The following is a 25,608-nucleotide window of genomic DNA, read 5'->3' as shown; positions in this document are numbered from 1 at the left end:
CGATTCGAGCCGTTTTGCGGATACACGATGAAACCGAAAGTTTCGGCTTGGAGGTATTCTGCAAACAACGCCCGCCCGTTTCCGATTGCACTGCTCAGCGGAAAACCACCCAAGAATAATGCTGAAGTTGCCGGTGAGAAAGGCTTTCCATTGCCGCAACGGTATCGAACGCTGGTGGCCGAGCAACTACACCACCTTTGCAGCGGCAGGCCCGACTCAGCCGCCGTTTAGCTATAGAAACCACAGGGATTGAAACCCAGTTGGCACAACAGCAGAATATATCCAACCACCAGCGATATAAACTACTTCGCTTATTCCTTCCTGCGTCAGCAACTACTGAACATCCACTTACGCGAGGCCAGTGGGGGCGTTAGTACATCCCAGCCACTTAACATAAAACTCGCCCGCAGCCTGTCGGCCTCTTCGACCCCATCCGACGGCTCACCGGCTAAACCGCGATGAGCGCTAACTTGAAATTGGCGATACCAATGGGTACAAGCAGCGTGCAACATTAAGCAATCCCCGTCAACATGTGCGACAAACACGCCACCAGCCGAACGCCGCGAACCAGAAGACATTAAGCAACGTGCCCCCAGTTACGCAAACCGCTTCACCGTTCGGGGTAAAGCTCACCAACATGCGGCGTGGTATTGCTGAATAGCACGACGTTAGGGAGCGTCGCCAGTAGCCAGGCTAGGGTGATCAAGAAACCGCAATATTGAGTACGCATAGCGCTCTGGATAGTAAGAGCTGATAATCGTTATCGTCGATTATCTCTGATCCCCATTGCGAATTCCACTCTGTGTTTTCCTGACTCTGTGTTTTCCTGGCTGGAGTAGGACAACTCAAGAGGGTATATAAAGACAGACATCATCGCCATTCGGAATCCTTGCAAGCTTATGGAACTCAAATTCACCTTAATCAGCAAACGTCTGGCGCAGCGTCCTTATAACCGCGTACGGCTATGACATGCTAACGTCGAGGTCAGCGACGATAAACATCACTATCTGATCCCGTTCAATCAAATTATCGCGATTTAATGTCGCCGCGGCATCGTGTCGCCAGGTTGGGAGGTATTTGACGATTGCCATGAACCTTGATGTCAATGCCGGGAGTGGCTCAACGAGTGGCGATGCGTAATTAGCAATGGACGACACGTATGCTTCAATAGCATGAAGACCTCTTTTGTTCAGTGGAAGGTTCGCCGCTTAATCTTGCCAAAAGCCGGGCAGACTCCGGTCGCTGCGGTGTAATCTGGCGACGCCGGAACAGATTTTTGCTGCTGGCGCTTGGCCACCAGGCGGCGCGGGAAATGGACAAATGTTTGCGGCAGCGATTGGACGTGGATACGATTCCTTGGCGCTGATGATTATTCGTCAAGGCAACAAAAGGCGCCAGCCATGCGCCAGCTTGAAAGCGGTGGCGTCGCGCGGCGTAAGCTGCTGATTAACCATTGGCGACAGTAATGCTGCGAAAAGAGGCATAGCCCAAAGAGTGGCAGTAGTGGATGAGCAAGAAACTAAGCTGGTAAGTGCCGGCAGCGATATATGTTTGCGTGCAGCAATGGTACAGGTGGTAAATTCCATGTCCAGTTCCTTAAGTCAGACGGCCTAACTGTAGATTACTGAAACTTTGTCTCACTGCGAAGAGACAAACCGGAAAATCGGTAAAAGCGTTGTTTATTTTGTTGCTTCGCCAGAGATTGACTGGTGTTGGTGCACTCAGGCAAACAAACGCTCCCGGCTGAGAGGTCGGCCTATAAAACCAGAACCGCAGCACCGGGCTAGGTGCTGGCGCCGCCTGCCACGAGCCGGCTGACGCTGACCGGAAGTAGTTTCTAGTCCTGAAGGCCGACAAGCGGCTGATAACACGCCTTGTAACACGCCTTGTTTTTTCGGAGAACCGTCATGACAGTCGCTGAAATTAGAGACACTCTGCAGATCGTGAAGACCATCGCCCTGGCGGCGCCAGCGATAATCCAGCCCTAACCAGCCACGATGGCTTATTTATTGCCACATGGCTATCAAGTTTAGCCCGCAAACTCAGCCCTGCCAAGAAAAACTGTCTCGGAACAAACCGTTTACGCCAATTTGGCGGCGGATCCCTACCAAAATCGACATGGCGGATATCTTTGCCGCTCTGATACGGTTTATGACCTGACGCAAGAAGCGATTGTCACTGATGCCGACGTGCTGTGGCTGCAATTTGGCATAATAAATGAGCAAGCAGTAGTGTTGGCGAGGAACGTCGGAATAAAAGCGGTTCTGGATCGCTATCCCAAAGTTGCAATCCTGCGACTGGGGTTGGACCACTGGGTGTTGCCGGTGGCGTGGCGGAAACCGGGAGTCGGGCCACTAGCTAGTGTGGCTGAGGGATAGTCGGTAAGTCCGTACTGCTCCAAGTCAGGGTTGTCGAGCGAAAGCGAAAGTTGTGCTAAGAATTTTGGCGCACGTTTGGTTAAGTTACAGGCCCGAGCAAGACTAGGGCTTATTTACGGAACGGCAGAGACTAATTTCTCAGGCGTGGTGCCTGAAGTTGTTGGCGGATGGATTCCGCCAACTCATCCAGCGTCGGCTGTTCGGGATGGACTGGAAACGATTCATATCCCAATTGCGCTTCCGCCAGATAGGTATGCACTGGTTTTCCCTCTTCATCTTCCATCACCACATGATACCAAGGTGCCGTACGCAGGCTATCGTCAGCCGCAATGTCATCCAATGAAGGCTTCTCCAGAGAGTATTCTGGATCTACATCGATAATGACCCCAAGATACCCCAAAAGTTTATGCCGGACCTGCTGCCCTATGCCAAATTTGCTGGCAATCATGAAACCTCCACCAGTGAAAGTATGCTTATGCTTTATACTGAATATGGGGGAGGCGTCCGGGAATTCAAGGTGTCAGAACATAATTTAGCCGACTTGGCAGTAAAAACCCTTCAGATACAGTCTGTTGGAATAGGCACTGGCATCGGCGGCCTGACGAAACTCTCAATAAACCGTATCTCGCGTCCGGCATCCCAGCACGGCGTCCGCGAGAATCTTCTGAAACAGATCGGTGATTATCAGACCGAAGCGGAAGAAGCTCAGCAGGACTCTCTCTCTCAAGTGCCAGCAGTTACAGCGCCAACAGGTCAATACTTTACATCCGGCAGCCTGTGGCAGCGTATTACGGGCGGACGACAGGCGGCTATCACGCTAATCAAGACAGAAACAACACCAATAACGCCGTATCCTGTTCACGAATAGGAAGCAAGTTTGATGGAATGCCCTTGCTGATGACGCCGCGAGTTTCTTTGAGACTATCCTTATTCTGCACAGCGACATCGGAACGATCGCAAAGGGCGCAGTCGGGATAGCAGTGTTCAGTACTACTAATAATATGGTAGTGCGTTGATAATCCCTCTTTACTCGCGTTCAGACAATAACCATCCAGATAATCCTACGCCGCCAAGAGGTGCGCAGAGGCTGAAGACCTGTGCAACCGGCGGACGCAGAAGTCGACATCGATTTGCTCGTCAGGAGTGAATCCACACTCTGGCGCGAATTGCGATTGCGGCAACTACGCGCCAGTCAACGGACTTTCTCGTCAATATATCGATAGCTTCACCCGGCTGGGCTCTCTCTTCTAGCCGACCGATTGCGCTGGAGGGATAGCGCTGCATACGCCGTTCAGCAGAATGAGACGATGATAAAGATATGTATGGCGATCTGGATCCATGGGCCAGTGCTGGGGCAGCTTTCAGTACGCCACTATCAGAAAAAGCAATTGTAACCAGGATGACGGAAACGTGGAAGTCGTGGCCTGCAGCAAAAGCGAACGGGTTGGACATCTGCTGGCCTGACTACGGCATGGGACCGGCGCACGCCCGGGTGGAGAAGTCTTATTGAACCGCACAACGATAGTCTTGGTGACTTTTACGGCATTGATATCCACAACTAACCACCAGCGGGCATCAGCATTTTACCCGCAAGCTAAGCGTCTCATCTCAGCGTCTCATCTCATGCTCTCTTGTCTTGCGCGAGCCATGTGACCTATCCGTAGGGATAAGCTGAGCTCAAGGGCGGGCCTGGCGAATGTTGCTGACTGCGTGAGCGGCGGTGCTACAGATCACTGAACGTGATTATTTATGGCCAACAGTACCGCGGGGACTTAAAGGCATTTCACTGGTTTTGGCAAACCGGCGATTTTCGTTGCCTGCTTGGCAGGGCCCTGTGGAAATAGACGGAAAAGGTAACGGCTGCTCCCTTTCTCCTCGCCGTAAGCCTGAGCCATGGCCTTTACCAGCATACGAACAGCCGGCGACGTATTGTATTGTAAATAGAACGCGCGTACGAAATGGATTACCTGCCAGTGGGCTTCGCTAAGGGTAAGCCCTTCAAGGCGAGCAATTTCCACCGCTAACGCCACGCTCCAGTCCTGCGGATGGATCAAATACCCCTGCGCATCGGTTTCTATTTCTGCGCCGTTAAACTCCATCGATTCCTTCCGGCTCAAATGATCTGATCCAGAAAGAATAGCAAATTCACTGGCCAGAAGACACCCCAGCCTGCATCGGCGGGAGATAAAACGCTCAGTTCGATATCAGTTGCTGCGCATACCGCCGAAGATACCAAGCATGCTGACAAAGATATTGTACAGCGATACATAGAGGCTGATAGTGGCACGGATGTAATTTGTTTCTCCGCCGTGGATGATATTGCTAGTTTCCCACAAGATCGCTCCGGAGGAAAACAGAATAAACATGACGCTTATCGCCAGCGACAGGGCGGGAATGTGCAGAAAAAGATTAGCGGTAATCGCGACAAACAGCGCCACGAAGCTGGCCATCATCATTCCCGAAAAGAAAGACATATCCTTACGGGCAGTGAGCACGTGCGCCGAGCAGCAGAAGAACACTAGCGCGGTACCACCCAGCGCCAGCATAATGACATCTCCTGCACCGGACGCCAGAAGCATACTCAGTATCGGCCCCAGGATATAGCCTATAAAACCGGTCAGGGCGAAAGTGGCAAGGATACCCGCCGGGCTGTTGGCCAGCCGGTACGTCAGAAAGAGGAGTCCGTAGAAACCGACCAGCATCAGAATCAAACCGGGTGACGGCAAACATAGCAACGTACTTGCAGCGGCAGCAAGCGCCGAAAATGCCAGTGTCAGCGACAACAAGAAATAGGTATTGCGCAATACCTTGTGGGTGCTTAATAACGAATGGCCGCGCGGGGATGTCGCAATCAAACGATCCATAATTTGCCTCTCATTATAAAAGTGAGCCAAGAATATTCGGCATGAGATTAATAGTTTTTCACCGTTGCGCCTATGGCTTTTACCCATCTTTACGCACCAAAGCTCCCGGCGACGGACGTAGCACAGACGGACAGCAGGCTAATGGCGATTTTCAGTCGATTAGCGCAAAATGCTCTTTACAATCGGAATGACTCTGTTTACAGTTCGCCTTGTTGCGGAGGAGTGGCCGAGTGGTTGAAGGCACCGGTCTTGAAAACCGGCGACGCGCAAGCGTTCTAGAGTTCGAATCTCTATTCCTCCGCCATCTCCACGGTTTCCTTGTTCCCTCGCTTCCTCTATTTCAATCGTTTCTTTCTATCCCCCATTTCCTCAGCTTTGACTGTTTTCTCTGTGGCCATTGGTTCCGCTTAACGCCCCAGTGCCGCTACACATGAATTTTCTTAGCTGATCAATTATGGCCATGGCGTGAGCGCACCGGTGACAACGATGACTGAATCGCGCCGTTAGTGCTGAAGGGTGCGGATCACCATCCCATTGATGCGTCAGGCTTGCGCGGTCGTTGGGATGCTGCTGTCGGCTTACTCACGCCATAGGTATTAGAGGATACCTTGAGTAGATGCTGCGACCCTCGGCCCGTTATGACCAGGACGGCGTGCTCTAGAGAGGTTCGTTCCGAACCCGTCCTTATAAGAATAATGCGCGAACGATGTTAGCTAACTCCCACTTACTAGAAATTGCACCGATATTCAACAGGTGGCTGTTTAACAGTTATATTTGTCAAAGAGCGTCCTTTGCTCAGAGTATTATTATTTACTTATTATGAGTTGGAGGATATATGGTTGAGACCGAGATACCAGTGTGACTCTGGGTATTGGTAAATGGTTTTCTATTGAATTCACACTATTTTGTAGTCACACAAAAAGTGTGCGGTTAGCTATTAACCGCCCAGCGTGCTGGTATGAGTCTCATACATTTTTGCGTTCTACCGTTTCCTCGACCCAGTATAACTGATTTTGTCGGTGCGAGCGAAGGTGATTTGCAGCGCCTCATCGCTGCTTTCTTCCCAAAGTTTCTGCGCCAGCATTTTATCGTCATTGGCCACGTTTAAATAGCCACCACGATTTTTATTGAAGTCTGGCGGATGTCTGCCTATGTGCTCATGTCTGAAGCCATCTTTAATCCCTTAATGATGTCTATGTAGCGGCAACTCAACCTGTGTATTGAATAACTGTAGATGAAATTACCTTTAGTGCTTGCCAAGGTACGATTTGGTGCCTGGGGTGACCGTCAACTCTTCGTTTTAAGCACAATAGTTGATTCCTCACCGGAAGACTGGTGTGGAACCATCGCACCCGCCAGTGTCGATGTACTATAAGGGGCTCCGCTGTGCACGTGGCTAATATCAAGTTTCTTTACTCTTGTTCTCCGTTGGTACCGGTAGAGGTAAAACGCTGCCTATTTTACCGCATAGGACACCGGACAGCCATAAAGCGCCGGTTTGATCAAGGAAGGTGTGCATTTGACATACATCATGGCCAGCGAGTTCTTGGTCTTTTGTGCCGATTGATCCGTTTTACCATCAGATTTGGCAAACAGTTCGTAGATATGGTTTACGGTACGCGCTTTAGCATCTGCCTTCCGCTACCGCTTGAGTAAGAGTCTCTATGTGGCCGTACATGGAATAATAGGGTACGAGCATTTTGCCATTGGTTTGCCTCAAAGTAGAAGCGGCCTTGTCGGAGCAACAATAGACAGAGAAGGATGATTTAAAGATGACCGTAAAAATGCGCAGATGCCAATATACCCTGGCAGATTAGGAGTAAATCTGAGTCGCAACTGAGGTGTCGAGGCGGCTGTTGAAGCCGCTGTTAGCCTGAATGTGCTCTCATAGGTCAGCAGCATGCTTATTCCGTTCGTCATATCGGTTATTTGAGCCCTATGGTGGCATGACGCGCATATTCGAAAAAACGCCTCACGACGGCTACACATATGTTTTTTGCGCCCGCACTTATAGCCACTGACGCATTGCCGAGATCGCCTATTATTGGTATTTAAAGCCAGCCACGTTTAATCGTCTGTTTATTACGATCTATGGCACAACGCCTTCACAGGCGCGCAAACAACGTCAGGATATCGGGGCGCTAGAAGCGATGGAAAATCACAGGTTATATAAGGGAATGAATATCAAAAAGAACCATCGTGCGCAGCGCTTCGCTGCCGCGCTCGGAACCGACGATATAATTGGCGAGGAGTGAAAAGGTATGGAATAGCGGGAACAGACCGGCAATATAGTGGTTACGAGTTTTGGCAGCAGCATCATGATAATAGATGAAGTCGGGGAACCGTGGCATGAGTCTACCACGGCGCTGCTTGGAAAAGGTAAGCGAGTAACGTCGCCACGACCGGTCGGTCTGATCCTACGGCGCGGGACGGGTCTTTATTGACGATAGGCGTGGATTATCTGTTTTACGGTACTGGCAAATACCGCTTGCTGTTTGGGATCATCAAGCTGTCTGATGTACTTCTCCATTTTTATGATGACCTTGCCGGCATCGGCTTGCCCAATGGCTTTTAACAGCAGTGACATCATCGCCTTCATGCAGTTGAGTTCTTGTGCCAGTACCGCGGTTTCACTATCGGTGGTAAATTCAATGTTGCCCATTATTGTCCTCGTTATTAGTGAATATTAAGATTGACGCCGCGCGTGGCGTATCGCCACACATCGGCGGTTAACGCCATTTGCGCCGATTATAACAGGTTTTGTTTTACAAATTTAATTGATATTGGTCATTTATTTCCGGCAAATTGCAGCAGATTAAAAACACCACTCATGCCGCGATGTTCCGCTCTCGCCAGGCGAGGGGAAGATTAAACAATGTATTATAACTAACCTTTAAGTTTGAACGTACGCTAAAATAAATAATAAAATCATAATAACCTGATTTTTAATTAAATTTCTTATGATTCTGTTCATTTTTTAGACAATCCGTGGCGTGCGATGGACGTTCGGATTGGTGAGAAAAGAGAGGAAATCTGCAATTTCCGACGGCTACGCGACTCTTGGTGAAATCTCCTTGCGGTGCAATAACCTATCCATATAGAATGAGCTTGCATAGGCGGTATTGCTAAGTTTTTCCAGTATAAGCGAATAATCGTTTTTATTTACTTGAAAGCTGCAATATTAAGTCTTAAGTGTTTCATCACTCCCTCATTTGGGGAATTGATCTTTGGTAAGCGTTTCTCTTGTTGATGATCATGAATTAGTTCGAGCAGGGATACGGCGCATTCTTGAAGATCTCAAAGGCTTCAAAGTCGTTGGCGAGGCACACTGTAGCGAAGATGCGGTGAAGTGGTGCCGCAACAATTGTGTCAACATCGTGTTAATGGATATGAATATGCTGGGCATTGGTGGGCTGGAAGCCGCAAAATTGTGCGCTTTTGCCGGATATCAAAGTTATCATGCTGACCATTTACGTAGAAACCTATCGCCTGCTAAGGTAATGCAGGCAATAGCCGCAGGATACCTGAGCAAAGCCGCCGCTCCGCGCAAGGCCATCTGCGACATTTGTGCGGTGAATGCCAATAAACGCTATCGCGTCCGATATCACTCAGCAGATGTCCCTGAGTCAGCTTGAGCCACAGGCGGAAACCCCTTTGAGTGTTTGTCCGAACGAGAACTCCAAATTATGCTGATGATTAGCCGCCGGCAAAAGGTCACCGATATTTCGGAGCGGCTCAATCTGAGCTCTAAAGCTGTTAATAGCTATCGTTACCGGATATTTAGTAAACTAAACATCAGCAGTGATGTAGAATTAACCCATCTGGCCATTCGCCATGGGTTGTGCAATACGGAGATTTTATTAAGTTGTGACTGGCAGTTTTGACGCCAAACAATTTCTGAGTACCGTGACCAGTCAATCTGGCGTCTATAGTATGTATGATGCATCCGGTACGGTGATTTATGTCGGTAAGGCTAAAGATCTAAAAAAGCGCCTTGCGAGCTACTTCCGTGCCCATGTTGCCAGTCGCAAGACCGAAGCGCTGGTGAAAAGCATTCACCATATTGATGTGACCGTTACCCATACAGAAACCGAAGCGCTGCTGCTTGAGCATAATTACATTAAGCTGTATCAGCCACGCTACAACGTATTGCTGCGCGACGACAAATCCTATCCCTTCATTTTCCTCAGCAGCGACGCGCATCCCCGTATCGTGTTCCATCGCGGCGCCAAGCATGCGAAAGGAGATTATTTTGGGCCATTTCCCAATGGTTATGCGATAAAAGAGACGTTGACCCTGTTGCAGAAGTTGTTTCCCATTCGCCAATGCGAGAACAGCGTGTATCGCAACCGTGCACGCCCATGCCTGCAGTATCAGATAGGTCGTTGTCTGGGGCCTTGCGTACAGGGGTTGGTTAGTGATGAGGAATATCAGCAGCAGGTGGAATATGTGCGCTTGTTTCTATCAGGCAAAGATCAACAGGTGCTTAACCAGCTTGTGGAGCAGATGGAGCTGGCCAGCCGTGCGCTAAACTTTGAGGATGCGGCGCGCGCGCGCGATCAGATCCAGGCGGTGCGGCGCGTGACGGAAAAACAGTTCGTTTCCGGCAACCTGGAAAACCTTGACGTCATTGGCGTATCATTTAACGCCGGTATGGCCTGCGTCCATATACTGTTTATCCGCCATGGGAAAGTGTTGGGTAGCCGCAGTTATTTTCCAAAAGTGCCGGTCGGCACTGAACTGGCTGAAGTGGTGCAGACGTTTGTCGGCCAATTCTATTTGCAGGGTAGTCAGATGCGCTCGCTTCCGGGCGAAATTCTTTTGGATTTCACACTGCCTGAAAAAATGCTGCTGGCGGCGTTGCTAAGCGAGCAGGCGGGCAAAAAAATTCAGATCCAGACGCAACCGCGCGGCGACCGCGTCCGTTATTTAAAGCTGGCCAGCACCAATGCCGCGACGGCGCTGGTGGCTAAACTGTCGCAACAGTCTACGCTACATCAGCGTTTAGCCGCATTGGCAGAGCTATTGGGTATCGAGCAGGTCAACCGAATTGAATGTTTTGACATCAGTCATACGATGGGGGAGCAGACCATCGCCTCCTGCGTTGTTTTTGACGGCAACGGGCCAGTTCGCGCCGAATACCGCCGCTATAATATTAACGGTATTACGCCCGGCAATGATTATGCCGCCATGGATCAGGTCCTGCGACGGCGTTATGGTAAGGCGTTAGAAGAAAAGAAAATCCCTGACGTGGTGATTATCGATGGTGGTAAAGGTCAATTGGGTATGGCCAAAGCGGTGCTAGAGGAGTTGGACGTACCTTGGGATAAATCGCGCGTCGTGTTACTCGGCGTAGCAAAAGGCGTAGACCGCAAGGCCGGACTCGAAATGCTGTTTTTGGAACCCCATAACAAGAGAATGGCGCTGCCGCCGGATTCGCCGGCCCTGCATATGATTCAGCATATCCGCGATGATTCACACAATCATGCGATTACCGGCCATCGTAATAAACGTGCTAAGGTAAAAAATACCAGCGCGCTGGAATTAATTGCAGGTGTCGGGCCACGGCGTCGACAGTCACTTCTGAAGTACATGGGCGGCCTGCAGTCATTACGCAATGCCAGCGTAGAGGAAATAGCTCAAGTGCCCGGTATTTCAGATGCCCTGGCAGAAAAAATATTTCATGCGTTGAAACACTAGCGGCAATGTAGCAACATACTTGTTATTTCCACTCCGGCCACAAAGCACTATGCAACTGAACATACCAACTTGGCTTACCCTGTTCCGCGTTGTAATTATACCGTTCTTTGTTTTGGCCTTTTATCTGCCGTTTAAATGGGCGCCACTTGGTTGCACGTTCATTTTTGTTCTGGCGGCGGTGACAGATTGGTTTGACGGTTTCCTGGCCCGGCGTTGGAAACAAACCACCCGCTTTGGTGCGTTTCTCGATCCTGTCGCGGATAAAGTGATGGTCGCCATGGCGCTGGTGCTGGTAGCGGAACATTTTCATTCATGGTGGATAACGCTGCCCGCGGCGACCATGATTGCCCGTGAGATTATCATCTCTGCGTTGCGGGAGTGGATGGCCGAGACAGGCAAGTGTAGCAGCGTTGCGGTTTCGTGGGTTGGTAAGATGAAAACCACCGCGCAAATGTTAGCACTGGTGGCGCTACTGTGGCGCCAAAACGACATCGTATCGGGGATAGGTATCGTCGCGCTGTATATCGCGGCGGTGCTGACTTTCTGGTCAATGTTCCAATATTTGTATGCTGCCCGGCACGATTTATTCGTGCATTAAGAGAGAGGCGTTGCAAAACAAATAATAGCATAGGCGGTGACTATTGTGTATTGACTCATACGTCTAGGTCAGTAGAATGGACCGCATCGAAAGCGGTCGTAGCTGTTGCCGATAGCTTGCAAACCAGGTTTTCGATAGTCATGCGGGAATAGCTCAGTGGCAGAGCACAACCTTGCCAAGGTTGGGGTCGCGAGTTCGAGCCTCGTTTCCCGCTCCAAATTTTAGTTAGCCAGCGTCATTCCGTAGGTTGATACTGAGGGGCCTACATCGGTCAATTCCTCTCCAGAGTACTATGCCGCTTGCGTCTGCCGGTTTACGAACTACCCATCAGATCCGGTGCTTCTGTCTCCCAATACTCCAATCCTTCTTCCGTTTAGCCACGCCGACTTCGGCATGAGGCCGCCAGGCATCAGACTGTTGGCGGGCACCCCGAGTGAGTAGGGGTCACTCTGGCTAAATAGAAGCGATATCGGTAACAAGCGGTCTTTCATCAACAGCTATTACTTATTACCTGATTGGTGGGATGGAATAAAGCCAATCAGTCGTGAGCTTGGTCAGCGGACGGATCGTTTTGTTGTCGCACTGGAAGATAAAGATGGCAATGCTTATGGCGATGCCCGGTTGGTTGTGATGTAATTATGCGTCCCAACCCAAAAAGCTTGCCATCGTTGCTCAAACAAGCCATAATTGCGTCCATTCCAGAATACGGAATAAACAAGTTATATTTATTATCAGTTAGTCGTATAGTAATCCCCCTGCAGGCCAAAGACAAGGGATAAGATTAGGCGCGTTGGCAGAGTGGCCATGCAACGGATTGCAAATCCGTCCACCTCGGTTCGACTCCGGGACGCGCCTCCAGTTTAGATTTCACGATGCCCGGGTGGTGGAATCGGTAGACACAAGGGATTTAAAATCCCTCAGCCTTTGGCTATACGAGTTCAAGTCTCGTCCCGGGTACTATTTCTATAAGGTTAATAATAACAACAGATTGTATAAAAATTTGATGCCGCCTTGTGCGGTTTGTTCGTCTTAAATGTGAGAAGCCTCTGAGAAAATCAATGATTGGTTAGGGGACGATGTGACCGTTACCCATACAGAAACCGAAGCGCTGCTGCTTGAGCATAATTACATTAAGCTGTATCAGCCACGCTACAACGTATTGCTGCGCGACGACAAATCCTATCCCTTCATTTTCCTCAGCAGCGACGCGCATCCCCGTATCGTGTTCCATCGCGGCGCCAAGCATGCGAAAGGAGATTATTTTGGGCCATTTCCCAATGGTTATGCGATAAAAGAGACGTTGACCCTGTTGCAGAAGTTGTTTCCCATTCGCCAATGCGAGAACAGCGTGTATCGCAACCGTGCACGCCCATGCCTGCAGTATCAGATAGGGTCGAGCCCTATGAGCTGCTGGATAAAGAGGTCGGATAAGCCGCCAACGACCCCATGGCCAAGCCAAAAATTGTAACAGAAGGGCGCGTAACGCAGCCCCATTTTAGCCAAAATAAGTCTGAAAGTCGCACCGGATAGGGGTTAATGGAGGGTGGGAATGTAAAATGAATAATTAAACCAACGGCGCGCAAGCGGGCAGCGACCATAGCAAGACGTGATGCACGGTCTTAAGTTATAACTAGAATATGGGATAGGCGTAGACCTAGACGGCGCGTTGGACAAGTTACCATAGACAAGAGTACGCGCATCGGCGTACCGGTTGGGCTAATGATGCAACGCATGAGACTCTGCCTAGAGAAAGGCGCGAGGTTGGAGTTTTTTACCGCATGCTCAGCGACAGCTGACGGGTGTTCGCACGAGCGCAAAGCTGGGCGCGCAGGGGCTGTCACCGTTTGTAGTGACGAATTTGAAGATAGCGCGATACTGCAGCTATGAGATGATTGGTCGGTCATAAAAAATACCGGCAGGGTCTGCACGGAATACGAAAAGTGCCAATCAGCCGCTTTGTTTGGCCGTTATCCCAGAGTCGTATATTCTAAAGTAGAATATTTAGATAAGCCAGAATAGCTGAAAAACGAGAAACAACGGAAACAACGTTGGCAGCCATCTCCAGGACGGCGCTTTAGCTTCGTTGACACTTGGCACGCGTTATGGCGCTATTGGCCGAAGGGAGAGAGTAGCAAAGGTCTAAATCAAGTCCCCAGGATATCTGGTCAATATCCTGAAGCGACAGGCAAGCACTGGCAGGGAGTGAAATCGCCGAAAAACACTTAGCGGCAACAATGCTATCTACCACATAGCATTTTAAGAGAAGGCTCTAACTAGACATTAAAGCACATAAGAAACCCAAGGGCCTCACCAGCAGCCCAGGCTCAAGTCTGCTCACATCTTGAGCAGTGTTATTCGGTCTAAGCATGTATGCTGTAGCAAACGCGACAGAATCCAGAACACTCTACATGACTTAAGTAAAGAAAACATAACGTTATTTATATGATGAGTTATACTTATAAAATCAGAATATGTCTGATTATCAACATGTAACAAAGATATTATTGGCATTATGGATATTGGATTTCGCAAAAGACCTTAAGCTGTTGCTGTTTACTACCATCTTAAATATGGTTACCAACCATGAGCTGGTAAAACACTAACAGGTAATTAACAACAACTAATCTATTCATTTTGTCCATTAGCAATTAATTGCGGGTAGTCCTCTATAGCATCAGTAATTTTTTAATTTATAAAGCGTTGCCCACCAACAGCCTGGCCAATAATAACCGGTCACTTGGCAATGATTGGCCCTTCAAAAGGACATCTATGCAGTCTATCAGATCAGGTGGACGTTGCTCTTTTTTAAATATGTTCACTTTCTATTGAATTATCACGAAGTTTTTAAGTGGAATCGTTATTCCAGACGTCGCCGCACTTTGGTCTGAGGTGCCAATTCCTGAAAGCACTTAAGTGGACATGGGAGTACTCTTCTGCCCACAAACAGGTAACCGCTGAGCCAGCTATAGCAATCCTGCCCGCTTTAGTTTATTTTAGCCATAAGCCGGCGAATCGCCATACGAAAACATCAGACCCGTTAGCTCCTTAACCGCTTTGCTTGTCTTCGTCTTAAGTCGTACGGTTAATAACCGTACTCCGAGGCGACGCGTCCGCGTTGCTAACATCATCATCCAACTTTAGCATAATTTTCAACTGTTTAGGACGAGTCAGAATGAGCAAATCACCGCCTACAGCCGTATCAAACAGGCCACGCATACTGAGCACTTTCCTCGCCATACTGATTAAGTATTTCAGTAGAATGCTACCCATTACGCATAGCGAGATCGCCACCCTTAACCAGCAGGCCTACCTTAGACGTTAACCTATCCTGTTGAATCTGAAGGGTTGGTCTCGGCGTGGTAGCCAGCAAATTCCACGCTCAAGCCGTGTGCGGTTTCGCTGTCATTCAGGCGGCACAACTCTCGCCAAACGGTGACAGGAAGGCAGCCATACACTGAACTGGCATATGCCCTAGCGTGATGCCTAAGCGGTCGCGCGTTCCATCCACCCCATGACGTTGCCAGCGGGCCGCCCTGTGATTTCGCGACGAAAGCGTATAATCGTTGGCCGTTCAGAATTAAGGCAGCCAATTTTATTCTCAAATTATCAGAGGGCTATATTTTGTTGCGCGGCCTTAACCATTTTGTCGATCCTAATATTTTAACACTTTAATGTTGTATACAAGTCGGGAGGATATCTGACAGATGTAAAGCATTTTTATCGTGCTCCCCATTGTAATAATGTGAGATGCGGCGATAATATTACGATGCTACCTTCCATCGAACAATTAAACCTTGAGTGAAGTTAGTAGCCGTTTTATTAATATGCGATATGTAAAATTAGAGTAAAATTTATCGATAAATTCACCTATTCTCGTCTCGATGGCATTGGCCAATATGCCACCTGAGCTGATATCATTATTAGGATAGTGGCAGTCAGTATTATTGATTTCGCCACTATATCGATAACTTTTTATGAGTCGAAAATAACATATTGTCCTAACATGCCACAGAATATAGCGGTAGCTATTGGCGAAGTTTTAACGCTGGGTCTGGCGTAGAGATATTATGCTAGCATCGTTAACAACGTTGACAATCGTTAAGTAATAGAAGGGAGTTAATTTGTGTGATTCATATCCGGTTAATGCTGTTAATCATTATCACCGAGTTGTCTATGATAGAACTCCGTAGCCTTACGTGCCACCGCGATCGGGAAGAAAACGCTTTGCATCGGTTCTCGGTGAGCAATACGTGGCTCACCGAGAACCGAGCGGGGAAACGTTATGCCGCGTGGCCGATAATTATTCGCTGAGTCTGATGCTACTCGCCGTGTGGCAACATTGGCGATATCCGGTCCCTTTGTCTACATTATCCTCGCATGCATGGCTGCGTTGATGGATAAGCGTGGGCCGTTTAATTAAAATTCGATCGCTGCTCTCCAATGAACCCTCAGACCGGCAGCTACTAACGTCTTGCCAGCGTCTTCCTCCTTTTGTCATCAATTCTGATTAAACGGCACCTGTAAGAAGAGGCAGTCTATTGGGCTTAGGCCATGCCAGGTACGTCCGTTTTAGAAAAGCTTCATCAACAAGGCCATTTCCGTTTCATCTGCGGATCGCAAATCCGCCCAAAAGTGATTTTGTCTCCTTGAATGCTATCCGGACTCTTCGTCATGCGCCTTGAATCTCCCCAATGATTGAGTACCTGCCATTGCCTCTTGGGAGAATGTGACATCTGTCGACGGGGGCGAATGGAAAGAGATTAATGCTTCCTGGTAGTGTTCACTGCCAACCCTGGCCTCTCTCGCTATGTTGCGAAATCAACATCCTGCGTCAGCCAGGGAGAGCATCTTGCGATATTCAATTGACTAGCGCCATTGCTCTACGATGGACAAAACACCGTCTCAGGCAAGTCACTAGCGTTAATGAAAATGAAGCAACGATGACCTAGCGGCTTAACGATGATAAAACGTCGTAACAACGTTGGCCCAAAGACTGCTTTCTTCCACCTCTCAGTCTTGTTTCTGGAAATCCGGTGCGCGCTCGAACTAGGAGCAGGGGAATTCATCGTCCCAGGCGCCCCTCGAAATCAAAGTCGGTCAGGATATTAAGACATTCAATGCTGGCCTTGTCCAAATAGACATATTTGGACTCTTTGTTTTTATCCTCCACGGAATCGCTGCATGCTATATTATTGCGATAAGGGAATGTGGTTTAAAGTATGTAGGGCTATAAAGTATGTAGGGTTAAACTGCTGGAGTCTGGACTATTGTGAGACTGTCCATACTATTCCTCTATGATGGATTGTCAATTTAAGAAAACCTCTGGCCGGTGTGTGACTCAAAAAATTATATGATTTAAGGGGTAGATAAAGGGCAATTCCTTTTCAATAAACGGGAGTCCATCAACAGGGCGCATAACTAAAAGCAATACTCGCGCAGACAGCAAGTTAATTAATCTTAAGCAAGTTAGGGTGTAGCCTGATGGTCACTATACCGTCGTCAAGAACGCCGACCGTCCATCGGGCGGAACAGGCCGTGGCCGGGCCCGTCATTGTCGAACAGGTGCCTGACGATGTTTTGGCCTTGGTTGAAGTTGTTTCGCTTACGGGAGGGCTTTACGCATTGCCGCAGCACATTATCCGTAAGTCTCTCGACGATCCTCAAAGCAAGAAACGCGCCGGGTATCGCAGGCGATTTACCTTGCTGGAGGACATGCAAGCGAAATTCGCTGCATTTATTTGCACCACGGCAGCATAACCAACGAACTCCCCGTCCGCGGATAACGTTTACCGACTGGCTCAAAACACAACCAGCTACCCTGGCGCGACGCGTCTGCGTCATCAGAGGTGCCGTTGCCCGGCCCGAGTGGCAAACAACGTTTTTTGGTTACTGAACCTCTTGACAGCCGGTATCGCCACTGGCAGCAGGCGTGGCTTTGCCAATTGGCGCGGCACTCGTGTCGCTTCTGGCGGATGCGGTATTATCCACCGGTACAGCGGCGCCGCTTTATTCCGGTATGCTGGTTGCATGGTAACCGGTGCGGCGGTCCTCTGTTGTTTCTAATCGGTATCGGGACCTTCGGTAATGGTCAGCTCATCAACTGGTTGCGCTTGTACCATCGCGGTTTGGCCGTTATCGCCATGGGCGGTGATATTCTCCGGTATGCCGGAACGACGCTGTAACACCTGATCAGCTGTGCCTCGACAAACGCTGGGATTCATCAGAACATGGCTGACATTGGCCGTCAGATTAATCGGCACTGGCTCATTCGAGTTAAATTGTTCCTCGGTTACTGAAAGCGGGTTATGTACTTCCATGTAGCGCGAACCATCCGGTTCAATCGTGACTTTTACCGGTTCATTAATAAATCGAACGCGGGTGCCGACAGGCACATGATCAAACAGATATTTAATATCGTCGGCGCGCAGACGTACGCAGCCGTGGCTGACGCGCAAACCGATGCCGAAGTTGGCGTTGGTGCCGTGCACTGCGTACAGGCGGCCAACATACAGCGCATAGAGACCCATCGGGTTATCCGGGCCTCCCGGGAATACTTCTGGTAGCGTTTCACCTCGCGCGGCATATTCCGCGTGTATGGCTTTGGTCGGCGTCCAGGTAGGGCCATTTTTCTTGCGTTTCACCGAGGTCACCCAGTTAGAGGGGGTTTCTTTACCTAGCTCGCCAATGCCGATAGGCAGTACGATGACCGTCTTGGTGCCTTTTGGATAGTAATACAGACGCATTTCGGCGCTGTTGATCACGATGCCTTCATGGGGGGTGTCCGGCAAAATCAGCTTCTGTGGGATGATCATTTTGGTGCCTGGTGCCGGGAGATAGACATCCACGCCCGGATTAGCTTCGAGCATATTGCTAAGTCCCATTTGAAACTGGGCGGCAAAATGTTCAAGCGGTAATTTGTTCCCATCGGGAACGGTGATTTGCAAGTTTTCCCCAACTAGGCGGCTTGTGCCTTCTGGTAACGGATAGATAACAGCGAAGGAGAACTGACTGTAAACAGTCATTGCCAATACCATGCTACATAACGTGCAAAATAACGTGCGAATTTTCACTTTCATAAAGTGTCAGATGTAATCGCCTTACAGGCAGTTAATGAGTTTTACCTGGCATCATGTACCGGAGGTGCACTATAAGTGCTCAACCCCGGCGTAAAAGGATAAGTGTAACCGAAACGGTAACGCTCTGCTCAGCGTATATGTGAATTAACGTATGCTGTGATAGTCCTCGAGGGTGACTGCGTCAAAAAGGAGCGCGAATAGAACGACTCGATTGCGATCGCATGCTGGTGGTGGTATTGGAGATGAGGAGCTTGGCCGCTGCTCGCACCAGTAGTGGCTAGGCATCGAAAATGATTTCGCGCCCCGAAGCCTGTCTGGGGTGTCAAACGTACCACCCATGCACTATCGCCTATCGAGGTTGGACAAACTTATTATCACCGCATAAAAATTTCGATCTCGCCTGGTTAAACGATCTGCGCCGTTCGGCAGATCCTACCGATGTCATAAAAAGGCGCCTTAATGGCGGGTCGGGTAGCCCATGGTCACAGGGTGAGGATAACTCACCGCTCCTCCGTCTTTTCTAACGCCAGGTCAGGCGGAAACCGTCTTATGACCCGGCTTAGCGTTCTTTGGCAGGCCACCAGGCGTATCTTCTGACCGCGCAACTCCAGCGTCAGCGGTTCATAAATTGAACGGTAGCCGTTGATATCTACATACCCAACAGACCGAAAGCCGGTGCTTTCCGTGCTCCAGCTCCGGTTTGCCCGCCGGTATATTGATATGCACCACCGGTTCCGGCTGAAGGAAGTGCACTGTTGAATCTACCACGCGAATCGCCTCAATGGCGGCCAGGCTGGCGCGAACAAGGTACTGTTTAGCGCCTTGCCTTGCCAGGAGACTATCAGCACGACGGACGCCTATCGCCTCCCGCCCAGCCCCAAAATGAAATCGCATTGATAGGGATGTAAATGGGTTTCACTACCACTTCAGCGCGCACCAGCGCCACGGCGGCGAAGCGGGCAAAACCGTCCACGAATGAATAATATCGAGCCAGCTTCCATTGCCGCACCATTCTGAATTGCGATTGCCTAGACAGGGGTATTAGGCCAGCGCGGCGGGCTTAACGCGCCGTTTATTTTATAACTAGCAAGAGGATAATAGTCCACGCGGAATATCGTTCTGTTGGACAAGTGATTTTAGTAATCAAAGATTGCCGTAAATGATTAAGAACACACGCAAAGTGGAAACAAATAATTAAGTTCTTTGTCAAATCATCCAAAGCGAATCTCCATTGGCCGGAAACCATGGTGCTATGGTGCTGTTGACACTATAACGCTTTACCCTCATGGGCATTTTCTATTGACGAAGCAAGCCTAGGCGCTGGCGGCTAAAGGGTATGAAGCGCTAAAAAGCAATGTGCCTTTGCAATTTCGCGAAATGAAGCTTGCTGACTATCAGTAAATTCAATTATGATAGTAGCGTGGTTTACTGGCCCCATTAAAAATCGAGTGCTACCATCAGGGTATGTATTTCAAGGCGGTGAAAATCAATAAAGTAACGGCGACCGCCGTTAATGAGGTCAAATATTCATCGGATATGTTCAACTTCGGAACGGTCAACCACGAGCATGTTGGGCACAAGTCATTGTTACGTTATCGTAAATGGCAAGTTTATGGCCCTTCCGCGCACGGTCTAGCGACCGATACACTGTACTGGCGTCCTGGGAGGGTTTCCACGCTTTCGTGAATTCTGGATTAAGCGTCCCAATGCAAATGATAAGTACCTGGTGCTGTATGCGCCGCTGGATTTTCCACACGCCATCGGCGCTTACCGCTTTGTCATTTACCCGGAGCGCAACACCCGTGTAGATGTGCAGTCTCGTGTTTATTTGCGCGATAAAGTCGGCAGACCGGGCTTGGCGCCGCTCACCAGCATGTTCCTGTTTAGGTCAAAACGATTCACGCCAGTAACGGCGAGTAGATTGGCGTCCGCCAAATAACCCCCATTTACCTGTTTGTGAGCACTTTTCAGGTGGAAAATCCGTGCAGTTTCGGGCTGCTACAGCGAGGACGCGACTTCTTCCAGTATCAAGAACTGGACGATCGCTACAACTTGTGCCCGATCGGCTAGGTTGAACCCCGCGGTGATTGGGGCAAAGGGCATGTCGAGCTGGTGGACATCCCCACTAACGATGAGACTAACGACAATATCGTTGCGTTTTGGACACTGGAGAAATTGCCGAATGTCTGTCAGTCGCTGGAGCTAACCTATCGGCTGCATTTCTCCCGCGATGAAGATAAAACCCATTCGCCAGATTATGTGAAACAAACCTTACGTTCTGAGGGGATGTGAAACTATCGACCTGGCGCGTCAGTCGGACGTCACGATCGCCTTTTAAGTAGACTGTGTCGACCAGCGTTGAGAAGCTTGGCCCGGTTGCACCAATCGCCTCCCAGATTAGCGTGGGCGAGAAAATAGCGTCCGTTTTAATCTGGTTACCCATGGCTGGCGTCTGTGACCCTATGTCTTAAGGTAAAAACACCAAGCAACCTACCGAGATGCGTGCTGCACTGGTGGCGGTGATAAGACATTGATCGAAACCGGGAGCTATCTGCTGCCTGCCTAGGAATAATTCTACCTCCACCAGCCTCGACTATGTCGAGGCGTTGCCGCTTGCCGCCGACAAAAGACCAGCCTGCACGAGCGCGATAAACCGCGTGAACGGAGCTAGGCCATGATGCCATGTATCATGGTACAAGCAATGGTCCGGCGCAGGATGGCGAAAATCTTGCCGACAACGCCATTATCCGCGTCGAGCTGTTTATCAAGCATTGCACGCTGGCGCCGCTGCCGGGATGAAAGGTTATTCGCCGGATCCGTATCCTCTCATGACTCGCAGAGGCGATCTTGATGCGCTGCGCAGGATGGAGAAATTTGGATAGTCTAGGATTTGCCAGGTGGATATGAAGCTCTGCCGCCCAATTATTGGATGGGCTCAAATGCAATCGTCGCTAGCACTACTTTAACATGATGAATTTTATTCTGTTTTTATCAAGGAAATGCATCCGCTCGACCGTGCGGTGTTCCTGGGTGATGTCATGCCCTTTTATCAGTGCTGCTATGGTTGCGGTATCGCCTGCCCTTCTAGTGGTATACGCGCTAATGGAGCCAATGGAGCCGTAGTACTTCCTACAAGCCGCGCCAACTCTTCACGGTGTGACCCCAATGGCGGCCGAAGCTGGCTATTACGTTATTCTCCACGACGCTGGTGCTGCTGTTCCTGCCAAAACTGTTGATCGTCATCCTAATCATCACCAAGGGCGCGCAGGAATTCGTCGGTGTGCTCGGATGACCATTTCAATGCTATTGGAAATGCTGTTTCTGTTGGCGCCGTTCAGGGTGTTTTTCACACGCCATTTATGGTTAGCGCCTTCCTTGGCTGGTTGTCGCGGCACAATGGTTACGGCGGGCGTTAGCGAGGCGGGGTGATACGAGAGGGGTGTGACATCACATCGCGTCCCATTCATCAGAAGCGGTTTACCCTCTTTGGCATCGAGCGACGGTTCATATTGATATTTCGTCCCACTCGTACAGCGTATTTTCCTTCTGCCACTCCAGGCGCAGTTCGGTTTCATCGTAATTTGTTGGTACAAACCAAACGATATCGTCTCGGGAAATTCGGCTTCTCACATGATCTCTTCGTTCTGAATCGTTACCCTGATGAGGTTTCGTCCTCTTTTCTGCTGTTGAAACTTCTCGCGGGCGATATCGATCACTTCTTCCAGAGTTGCATACATGATCATAGATACTCTCTTGTGCTGATGAGAGGATTGGGTCGTTACGCTAATTACGGGCATAGGGGTAATTGTCGTCACTCTGGCCAAATTGCAAGTACCGCTCGCTAAACAGTCGATAGCAGAACAAAACCGGCCCTGTACGGCGTGACCGTGGGTAAGTTGGCCGATAACAGACTGATTATCCAGTGAATATTTCCGGCGGTGGGATTTTGCAAAGAAGATTACGGCAAGGTGTAAAGGTTTCGCAAAGGTCTTCGCGGGGCGGCCGGAAATCGCTAAAGTAAAGAAGTAAACCAGAACACCAACACCATCGCTTTCGATGGCGCGATACGGAAGCTCCCGCTGGGGAGCCACTACCTCCAGTTCCTGTGGCCCACGGCGGCCCCGAGCGGTCATGGTGAAGGTTTGCCTTGGCGATGAACTGTTTTGCTCCTCAATGCTCAGCGATAATCCGAGGAAAGTTTGCATACAGGAGAAGAACGAGGTGGAAAATCTGCGCCAAGGCCTGGACAAAATGCGCCTCAGCCATAAAACAACGTGATTTCAGGGCGCTCTGTGGTGGGATCCTCAGCAAGCAGACAACCCTCAATCTCCCTACGACGGTCGATTTTAGCGGCGGCGTTACGCCGCCCTTTTCTTCAATCATTAGGCAGTTTGATGCGCGCCGCGCTGCTCTGCAGGTTCCACCACACACCCCACGTCGGCCATTACCACCAGCACCGTCACAAAACGCTACCAGGAACCGTAGCTGCCCGAAATAAAGGTACCGAGAGAGGACGCTGACGTTACCAAAATCGCGAAATGATTTGTTAAGCTAAATATGGCCTATAGCCTGGCTGGAGGAGTTATAAATCAACAGGGTTTATACCGCCGGCAACAGCGCGCCGTTGGCGGCACCGAATAAAAAACGCAGTACGCCCAACTGCTATGGGTGATTGCAAGAATGACATGAGGAACAGCCGCACTGACAATGCCATCATGCTAATCAAAATGTGCTCGGGTACAACCTGATCGCCAACATGCCTGGCACAGCAGCAATTATGCCGCTGATGAATGCCATATTCCGCGAATGATTCATCAGTTCACGGATATAAGTTCACGGACATACAGCGTCAGTATCGGCGCGATAGAGCCGGTGGGGCGCCCTGATGATGAGCGTGGTGACACAAACAAACTCAGCACCAAACGCGGATTTTTCGGCAAGACAGCCCCATATCGGCGATGTGATTGGCGGAAACGTGATACTGAAACCGCATTGAACCAAAGATTTGATTTTCTGGCGATGAACCCCCAACAGCTCAACATAGAGCGACAGGAACGGCATAACCAGACTGAAGGCGGCACCGGTGAGAAAGCAGCCTATCCATGTCACAAAAGATCGCGTTTCAATTGATAAAAGATGGTTCCGGCATCATGACCTCCTGTTTACGTATTTGCGGCAGTCGACACACAACAGGGCTAGAAACGCTCTCGCCAGGGGGATTAAATCAGAGGCACAGTATGCGCTGAAAGGGGCTGTGGCAATTTCACCGGTCGTTTTGCGCGGCCTTTTTGCAATCACTGCGCCGGATGCCGACGCGCAAGGCATCAGCAGTACAGCGAAGGCTGGCCTGGCGGGCGGGTTTTGAAACGGCGGTGCAGCCACATGTATTGATCCGGGGCCCGTAAAATTGCCTGCTCTACCACCTTATTCATATAGCTAGCGGCAGCGATATCGCTATCGAGTGGCATGTTGCGTTCATCAGGCAAAATCAACAGCTCGTAACCGCACCCATGCGGCAGGCGGCGTGGCATAAAGGGGATCACCGCCGGCTTGGCCATTTTGGCCAACAGATAAGTGCCGGTTGTTGTCGCGGCCTCGGGAACGGCAAACAGCGGCGCGAATACGCTGCTTTTCGGTCCATAATCGTGGTCCGGCGCGTACCAGATAATATCACCGTTTTTCAGCGCGCGGATCATGCCTTTGATATCGGAGCGGTCCAGCATGGATTTATTGCACCGCAACCGTCCCCAGGTCTGCAGCCAGTCAAGTAGCGGGTTATCGTTTGGGCGATAAACGCCGATGCCGGGGTTATACATACCGAAAATTCGCGCGCCCAGCTCAAGGGTAAGAAAATGCATACCGATAAGCAGTACCCCTTTGTTTTCGCTACGCGCGTTGGCGATATGCTCTAGTCCAATGACGGTGACCCAACGTTTAATGCGCCAATCAGGCCAAAACCAGGCGATGCCGGTTTCGATAAGCCCCATGCCGACAGACTCAAAATTCTGCCGCAGCAGCGCTTCACGCTCCGGTTCAGGCATCGTGGGAAAACATAATTGTAAATTCCGACGCGCAATGGTCTCTCTGTGGCGCATAAAGCGGATCGCGAACCGCCCCAGACGGGTTCCCAAAATATAAAGCAGCGGATAAGGTAGCAGCGCCAGAAGATAAAGCGTACCAATACCCAGCCAGGTAAGCCAAAAACGCGGATGCAGCAATGAACGATTAAAGACAGGAAGTGTGGTCATAGCGTCTCAAGTGTGAACGTTACGGGATAACCCGTATTTCATTCGTGCCGTTAATACCTTGCAATATTCTGGCATTTTTCCGCGGTGGAATAAATGCGTCGCGCCAGGGGCATTATCGACCATTGGCGCGCGCTTTTCAATAAACGATAAAAACACCATGTCAGGCGAATAGCCCCCTTCACTTGAGGCTCATCGCGCCAATATTGCTTCGACTCCTATATCTGCTCGCCAAGTTTGGTGGCTACATGCCATGGTTAGCGCGGATCGTATAACGCACCGCGGGCCAACACGTAGCATCCGCGTCGCTGTTGGCGATAATCGTCTCTGCCTCCTCCGGTTCGGTGATCATGCCGCCCACAAAGGTCATAAGACCGGTTTTCTGGCGGATTTTCTTGGCGAACGACGGCGAACGACCATGAGCCGTGGCCAACGCTGATGCGTTGCTGTGGCGACGGAAATGCGCACCCATACCGCCATGGTTAACGGTAGCGCCTGACTAAGGCCTGAAACACATCAAGCGTTAGGCGCATGCGGTTTTCCAGGCTACCGCCGTAGCAATCTTCGCGCTGACTCGTCAGTGGCTATAAAAACTGATGCAGCAGATAGCCGTGGCGGCATGCGATTCCATTCAATGAGATTAAAACCAATACGCTGCGCGCGCCTGGCCGCGGTGATGAGATGAATCGCCTATGAGCTCCGCTATCTCATCGAGACTCAGCGCCGACCGTTTTCCAACCGCCATGG

The 25,608-nt window shown here is 50.1% G+C and carries 14 protein-coding genes, 4 tRNA genes and 9 pseudogenes; 14 read left to right on the top strand and 13 right to left on the bottom strand.

Annotated features, from left to right (window positions below; all coding sequences use genetic code 11):
- Positions 1–899: 899 nt before the first annotated feature.
- Both GPOALKHO_RS03490 and GPOALKHO_RS03485 read left to right on the top strand, forming a co-directional pair.
- Positions 900–1,037: pseudogene (locus GPOALKHO_RS03490) on the top strand (hypothetical protein); the annotation flags it as partial.
- A 1,011-nt stretch (positions 1,038–2,048) separates the two neighbouring features.
- Complete coding sequence (locus tag GPOALKHO_RS03485) at positions 2,049–2,378, top strand: CoA-binding protein (protein ID WP_406703366.1); 330 nt, start codon at positions 2,049–2,051, stop codon at positions 2,376–2,378.
- A gap of 130 nt (positions 2,379–2,508) precedes the next feature.
- On the opposite strand, the gene hspQ is transcribed toward GPOALKHO_RS03485, so the two are convergent.
- The 4 genes and pseudogenes from hspQ to yccA form a co-directional block, all read right to left on the bottom strand.
- Positions 2,509–2,826 (bottom strand): heat shock protein HspQ, encoded by a 318-nt coding sequence (hspQ, locus tag GPOALKHO_RS03480; RefSeq protein ID WP_025245018.1) that lies wholly within the window; start codon positions 2,824–2,826, stop codon positions 2,509–2,511.
- An 84-nt stretch (positions 2,827–2,910) separates the two neighbouring features.
- Positions 2,911–3,093: pseudogene (locus tag GPOALKHO_RS03475) on the bottom strand (23S rRNA (cytosine(1962)-C(5))-methyltransferase RlmI); the annotation flags it as partial.
- 1,057 nt (positions 3,094–4,150) lie between these two features.
- Entirely contained in the window at positions 4,151–4,477 is a 327-nt protein-coding gene (locus GPOALKHO_RS03470; RefSeq protein WP_406703008.1) for a TusE/DsrC/DsvC family sulfur relay protein, read from the bottom strand.
- Between the two features lie 105 nt (positions 4,478–4,582).
- Positions 4,583–5,242, bottom strand: a complete 660-nt coding sequence (gene yccA, locus GPOALKHO_RS03465; RefSeq protein ID WP_406703006.1) for an FtsH protease modulator YccA — start codon at positions 5,240–5,242, stop codon at positions 4,583–4,585.
- A 216-nt stretch (positions 5,243–5,458) separates the two neighbouring features.
- Here yccA and GPOALKHO_RS03460 point away from each other — a divergent pair.
- A tRNA-Ser gene (locus GPOALKHO_RS03460) sits at positions 5,459–5,546 on the top strand.
- 661 nt (positions 5,547–6,207) lie between these two features.
- Here GPOALKHO_RS03460 and GPOALKHO_RS03455 read toward each other — a convergent pair.
- From GPOALKHO_RS03455 to GPOALKHO_RS03440, 4 genes and pseudogenes are all read right to left on the bottom strand, one after another.
- A pseudogene (locus GPOALKHO_RS03455) lies at positions 6,208–6,385 on the bottom strand (YccJ family protein).
- 144 nt (positions 6,386–6,529) lie between these two features.
- Positions 6,530–6,941, bottom strand: a pseudogene (locus GPOALKHO_RS03450) (hypothetical protein).
- Positions 6,942–7,410: 469 nt separating this feature from the next.
- A pseudogene (locus GPOALKHO_RS03445) lies at positions 7,411–7,593 on the bottom strand (GlpM family protein); the annotation flags it as partial.
- 86 nt (positions 7,594–7,679) lie between these two features.
- Positions 7,680–7,904, bottom strand: a complete 225-nt coding sequence (locus tag GPOALKHO_RS03440) for a DUF2594 family protein (RefSeq protein ID WP_406703005.1) — start codon at positions 7,902–7,904, stop codon at positions 7,680–7,682.
- A gap of 565 nt (positions 7,905–8,469) precedes the next feature.
- Here GPOALKHO_RS03440 and uvrY point away from each other — a divergent pair.
- The 8 genes and pseudogenes from uvrY (at position 8,470) to GPOALKHO_RS03400 (ending at position 17,297) form a co-directional block, all read left to right on the top strand.
- Positions 8,470–9,126 (top strand): annotated as a pseudogene (uvrY, locus tag GPOALKHO_RS03435) (UvrY/SirA/GacA family response regulator transcription factor).
- On the top strand, positions 9,110–10,942 hold the full coding sequence (uvrC, locus tag GPOALKHO_RS03430) for an excinuclease ABC subunit UvrC (protein WP_406703004.1): 1,833 nt from the start codon (positions 9,110–9,112) through the stop codon (positions 10,940–10,942). The pseudogene uvrY and the gene uvrC (GPOALKHO_RS03430) overlap by 17 nt, the downstream one beginning before the upstream one ends.
- Positions 10,943–10,991: 49 nt before the next feature.
- A complete protein-coding gene (gene pgsA / locus GPOALKHO_RS03425) occupies positions 10,992–11,540 on the top strand; it encodes a CDP-diacylglycerol--glycerol-3-phosphate 3-phosphatidyltransferase (RefSeq protein ID WP_406703002.1) in 549 nt (182 codons plus the stop codon).
- A 142-nt stretch (positions 11,541–11,682) separates the two neighbouring features.
- Positions 11,683–11,757 (top strand) — tRNA-Gly (locus tag GPOALKHO_RS03420).
- 567 nt (positions 11,758–12,324) lie between these two features.
- Positions 12,325–12,398, top strand: a tRNA-Cys gene (locus GPOALKHO_RS03415).
- A gap of 16 nt (positions 12,399–12,414) precedes the next feature.
- Positions 12,415–12,497: transfer RNA gene (locus tag GPOALKHO_RS03410), tRNA-Leu, on the top strand.
- A 118-nt stretch (positions 12,498–12,615) separates the two neighbouring features.
- Positions 12,616–12,933 (top strand): annotated as a pseudogene (gene uvrC / locus GPOALKHO_RS03405) (excinuclease ABC subunit C); the annotation flags it as partial.
- Positions 12,934–17,021: 4,088 nt separating this feature from the next.
- A complete protein-coding gene (locus tag GPOALKHO_RS03400; protein WP_406703001.1) occupies positions 17,022–17,297 on the top strand; it encodes a DUF535 family protein in 276 nt (91 codons plus the stop codon).
- Positions 17,298–17,599: 302 nt separating this feature from the next.
- Here the strand turns inward: GPOALKHO_RS03400 and GPOALKHO_RS03395 are convergent, their stop codons facing one another.
- On the bottom strand, positions 17,600–18,616 hold the full coding sequence (locus GPOALKHO_RS03395; protein ID WP_406703000.1) for a L,D-transpeptidase family protein: 1,017 nt from the start codon (positions 18,614–18,616) through the stop codon (positions 17,600–17,602).
- A 1,280-nt stretch (positions 18,617–19,896) separates the two neighbouring features.
- On the opposite strand from GPOALKHO_RS03395, the pseudogene GPOALKHO_RS03390 reads away from it, so the two are divergent.
- A pseudogene (locus tag GPOALKHO_RS03390) lies at positions 19,897–21,182 on the top strand (glucan biosynthesis protein); the annotation flags it as partial.
- 170 nt (positions 21,183–21,352) lie between these two features.
- Positions 21,353–21,999: pseudogene (locus GPOALKHO_RS03385) on the top strand (glucan biosynthesis glucosyltransferase H); the annotation flags it as partial.
- 121 nt (positions 22,000–22,120) lie between these two features.
- On the opposite strand, the gene GPOALKHO_RS03380 reads toward GPOALKHO_RS03385, so the two are convergent.
- Positions 22,121–22,246 (bottom strand): hypothetical protein, encoded by a 126-nt coding sequence (locus GPOALKHO_RS03380; protein WP_406702999.1) that lies wholly within the window; start codon positions 22,244–22,246, stop codon positions 22,121–22,123.
- The gene (locus GPOALKHO_RS03375) at positions 22,243–22,866 is read right to left on the bottom strand and encodes a hypothetical protein (protein WP_406702997.1); all 624 of its coding nucleotides are present in this window, start codon (positions 22,864–22,866) and stop codon (positions 22,243–22,245) included. Before GPOALKHO_RS03375 ends, GPOALKHO_RS03380 begins: the two co-directional genes overlap by 4 nt.
- Before the next feature lie 556 nt (positions 22,867–23,422).
- Between GPOALKHO_RS03375 and GPOALKHO_RS03370 the strand changes: the two genes are divergently transcribed.
- Positions 23,423–23,746 (top strand): hypothetical protein, encoded by a 324-nt coding sequence (locus GPOALKHO_RS03370; RefSeq protein WP_406702996.1) that lies wholly within the window; start codon positions 23,423–23,425, stop codon positions 23,744–23,746.
- Between the two features lie 194 nt (positions 23,747–23,940).
- On the opposite strand, the gene GPOALKHO_RS03365 is transcribed toward GPOALKHO_RS03370, so the two are convergent.
- Together GPOALKHO_RS03365 and GPOALKHO_RS03360 are read right to left on the bottom strand one after the other, a co-directional pair.
- Positions 23,941–24,864, bottom strand: coding sequence for a Kdo(2)-lipid IV(A) acyltransferase (locus GPOALKHO_RS03365; protein WP_406702994.1), 924 nt, complete (start codon positions 24,862–24,864; stop codon positions 23,941–23,943).
- 241 nt (positions 24,865–25,105) lie between these two features.
- Complete coding sequence (locus GPOALKHO_RS03360; RefSeq protein ID WP_406702993.1) at positions 25,106–25,333, bottom strand: hypothetical protein; 228 nt, start codon at positions 25,331–25,333, stop codon at positions 25,106–25,108.
- Positions 25,334–25,608: the final 275 nt, after the last annotated feature.

The organism is Sodalis sp. (in: enterobacteria) (assembly GCF_036327475.1).
GTDB lineage: Bacteria > Pseudomonadota > Gammaproteobacteria > Enterobacterales > Enterobacteriaceae.
The sequence above is the reverse complement of the archived record's forward strand: the minus strand, read 5'-3'. Positions and strand labels throughout refer to the sequence as shown.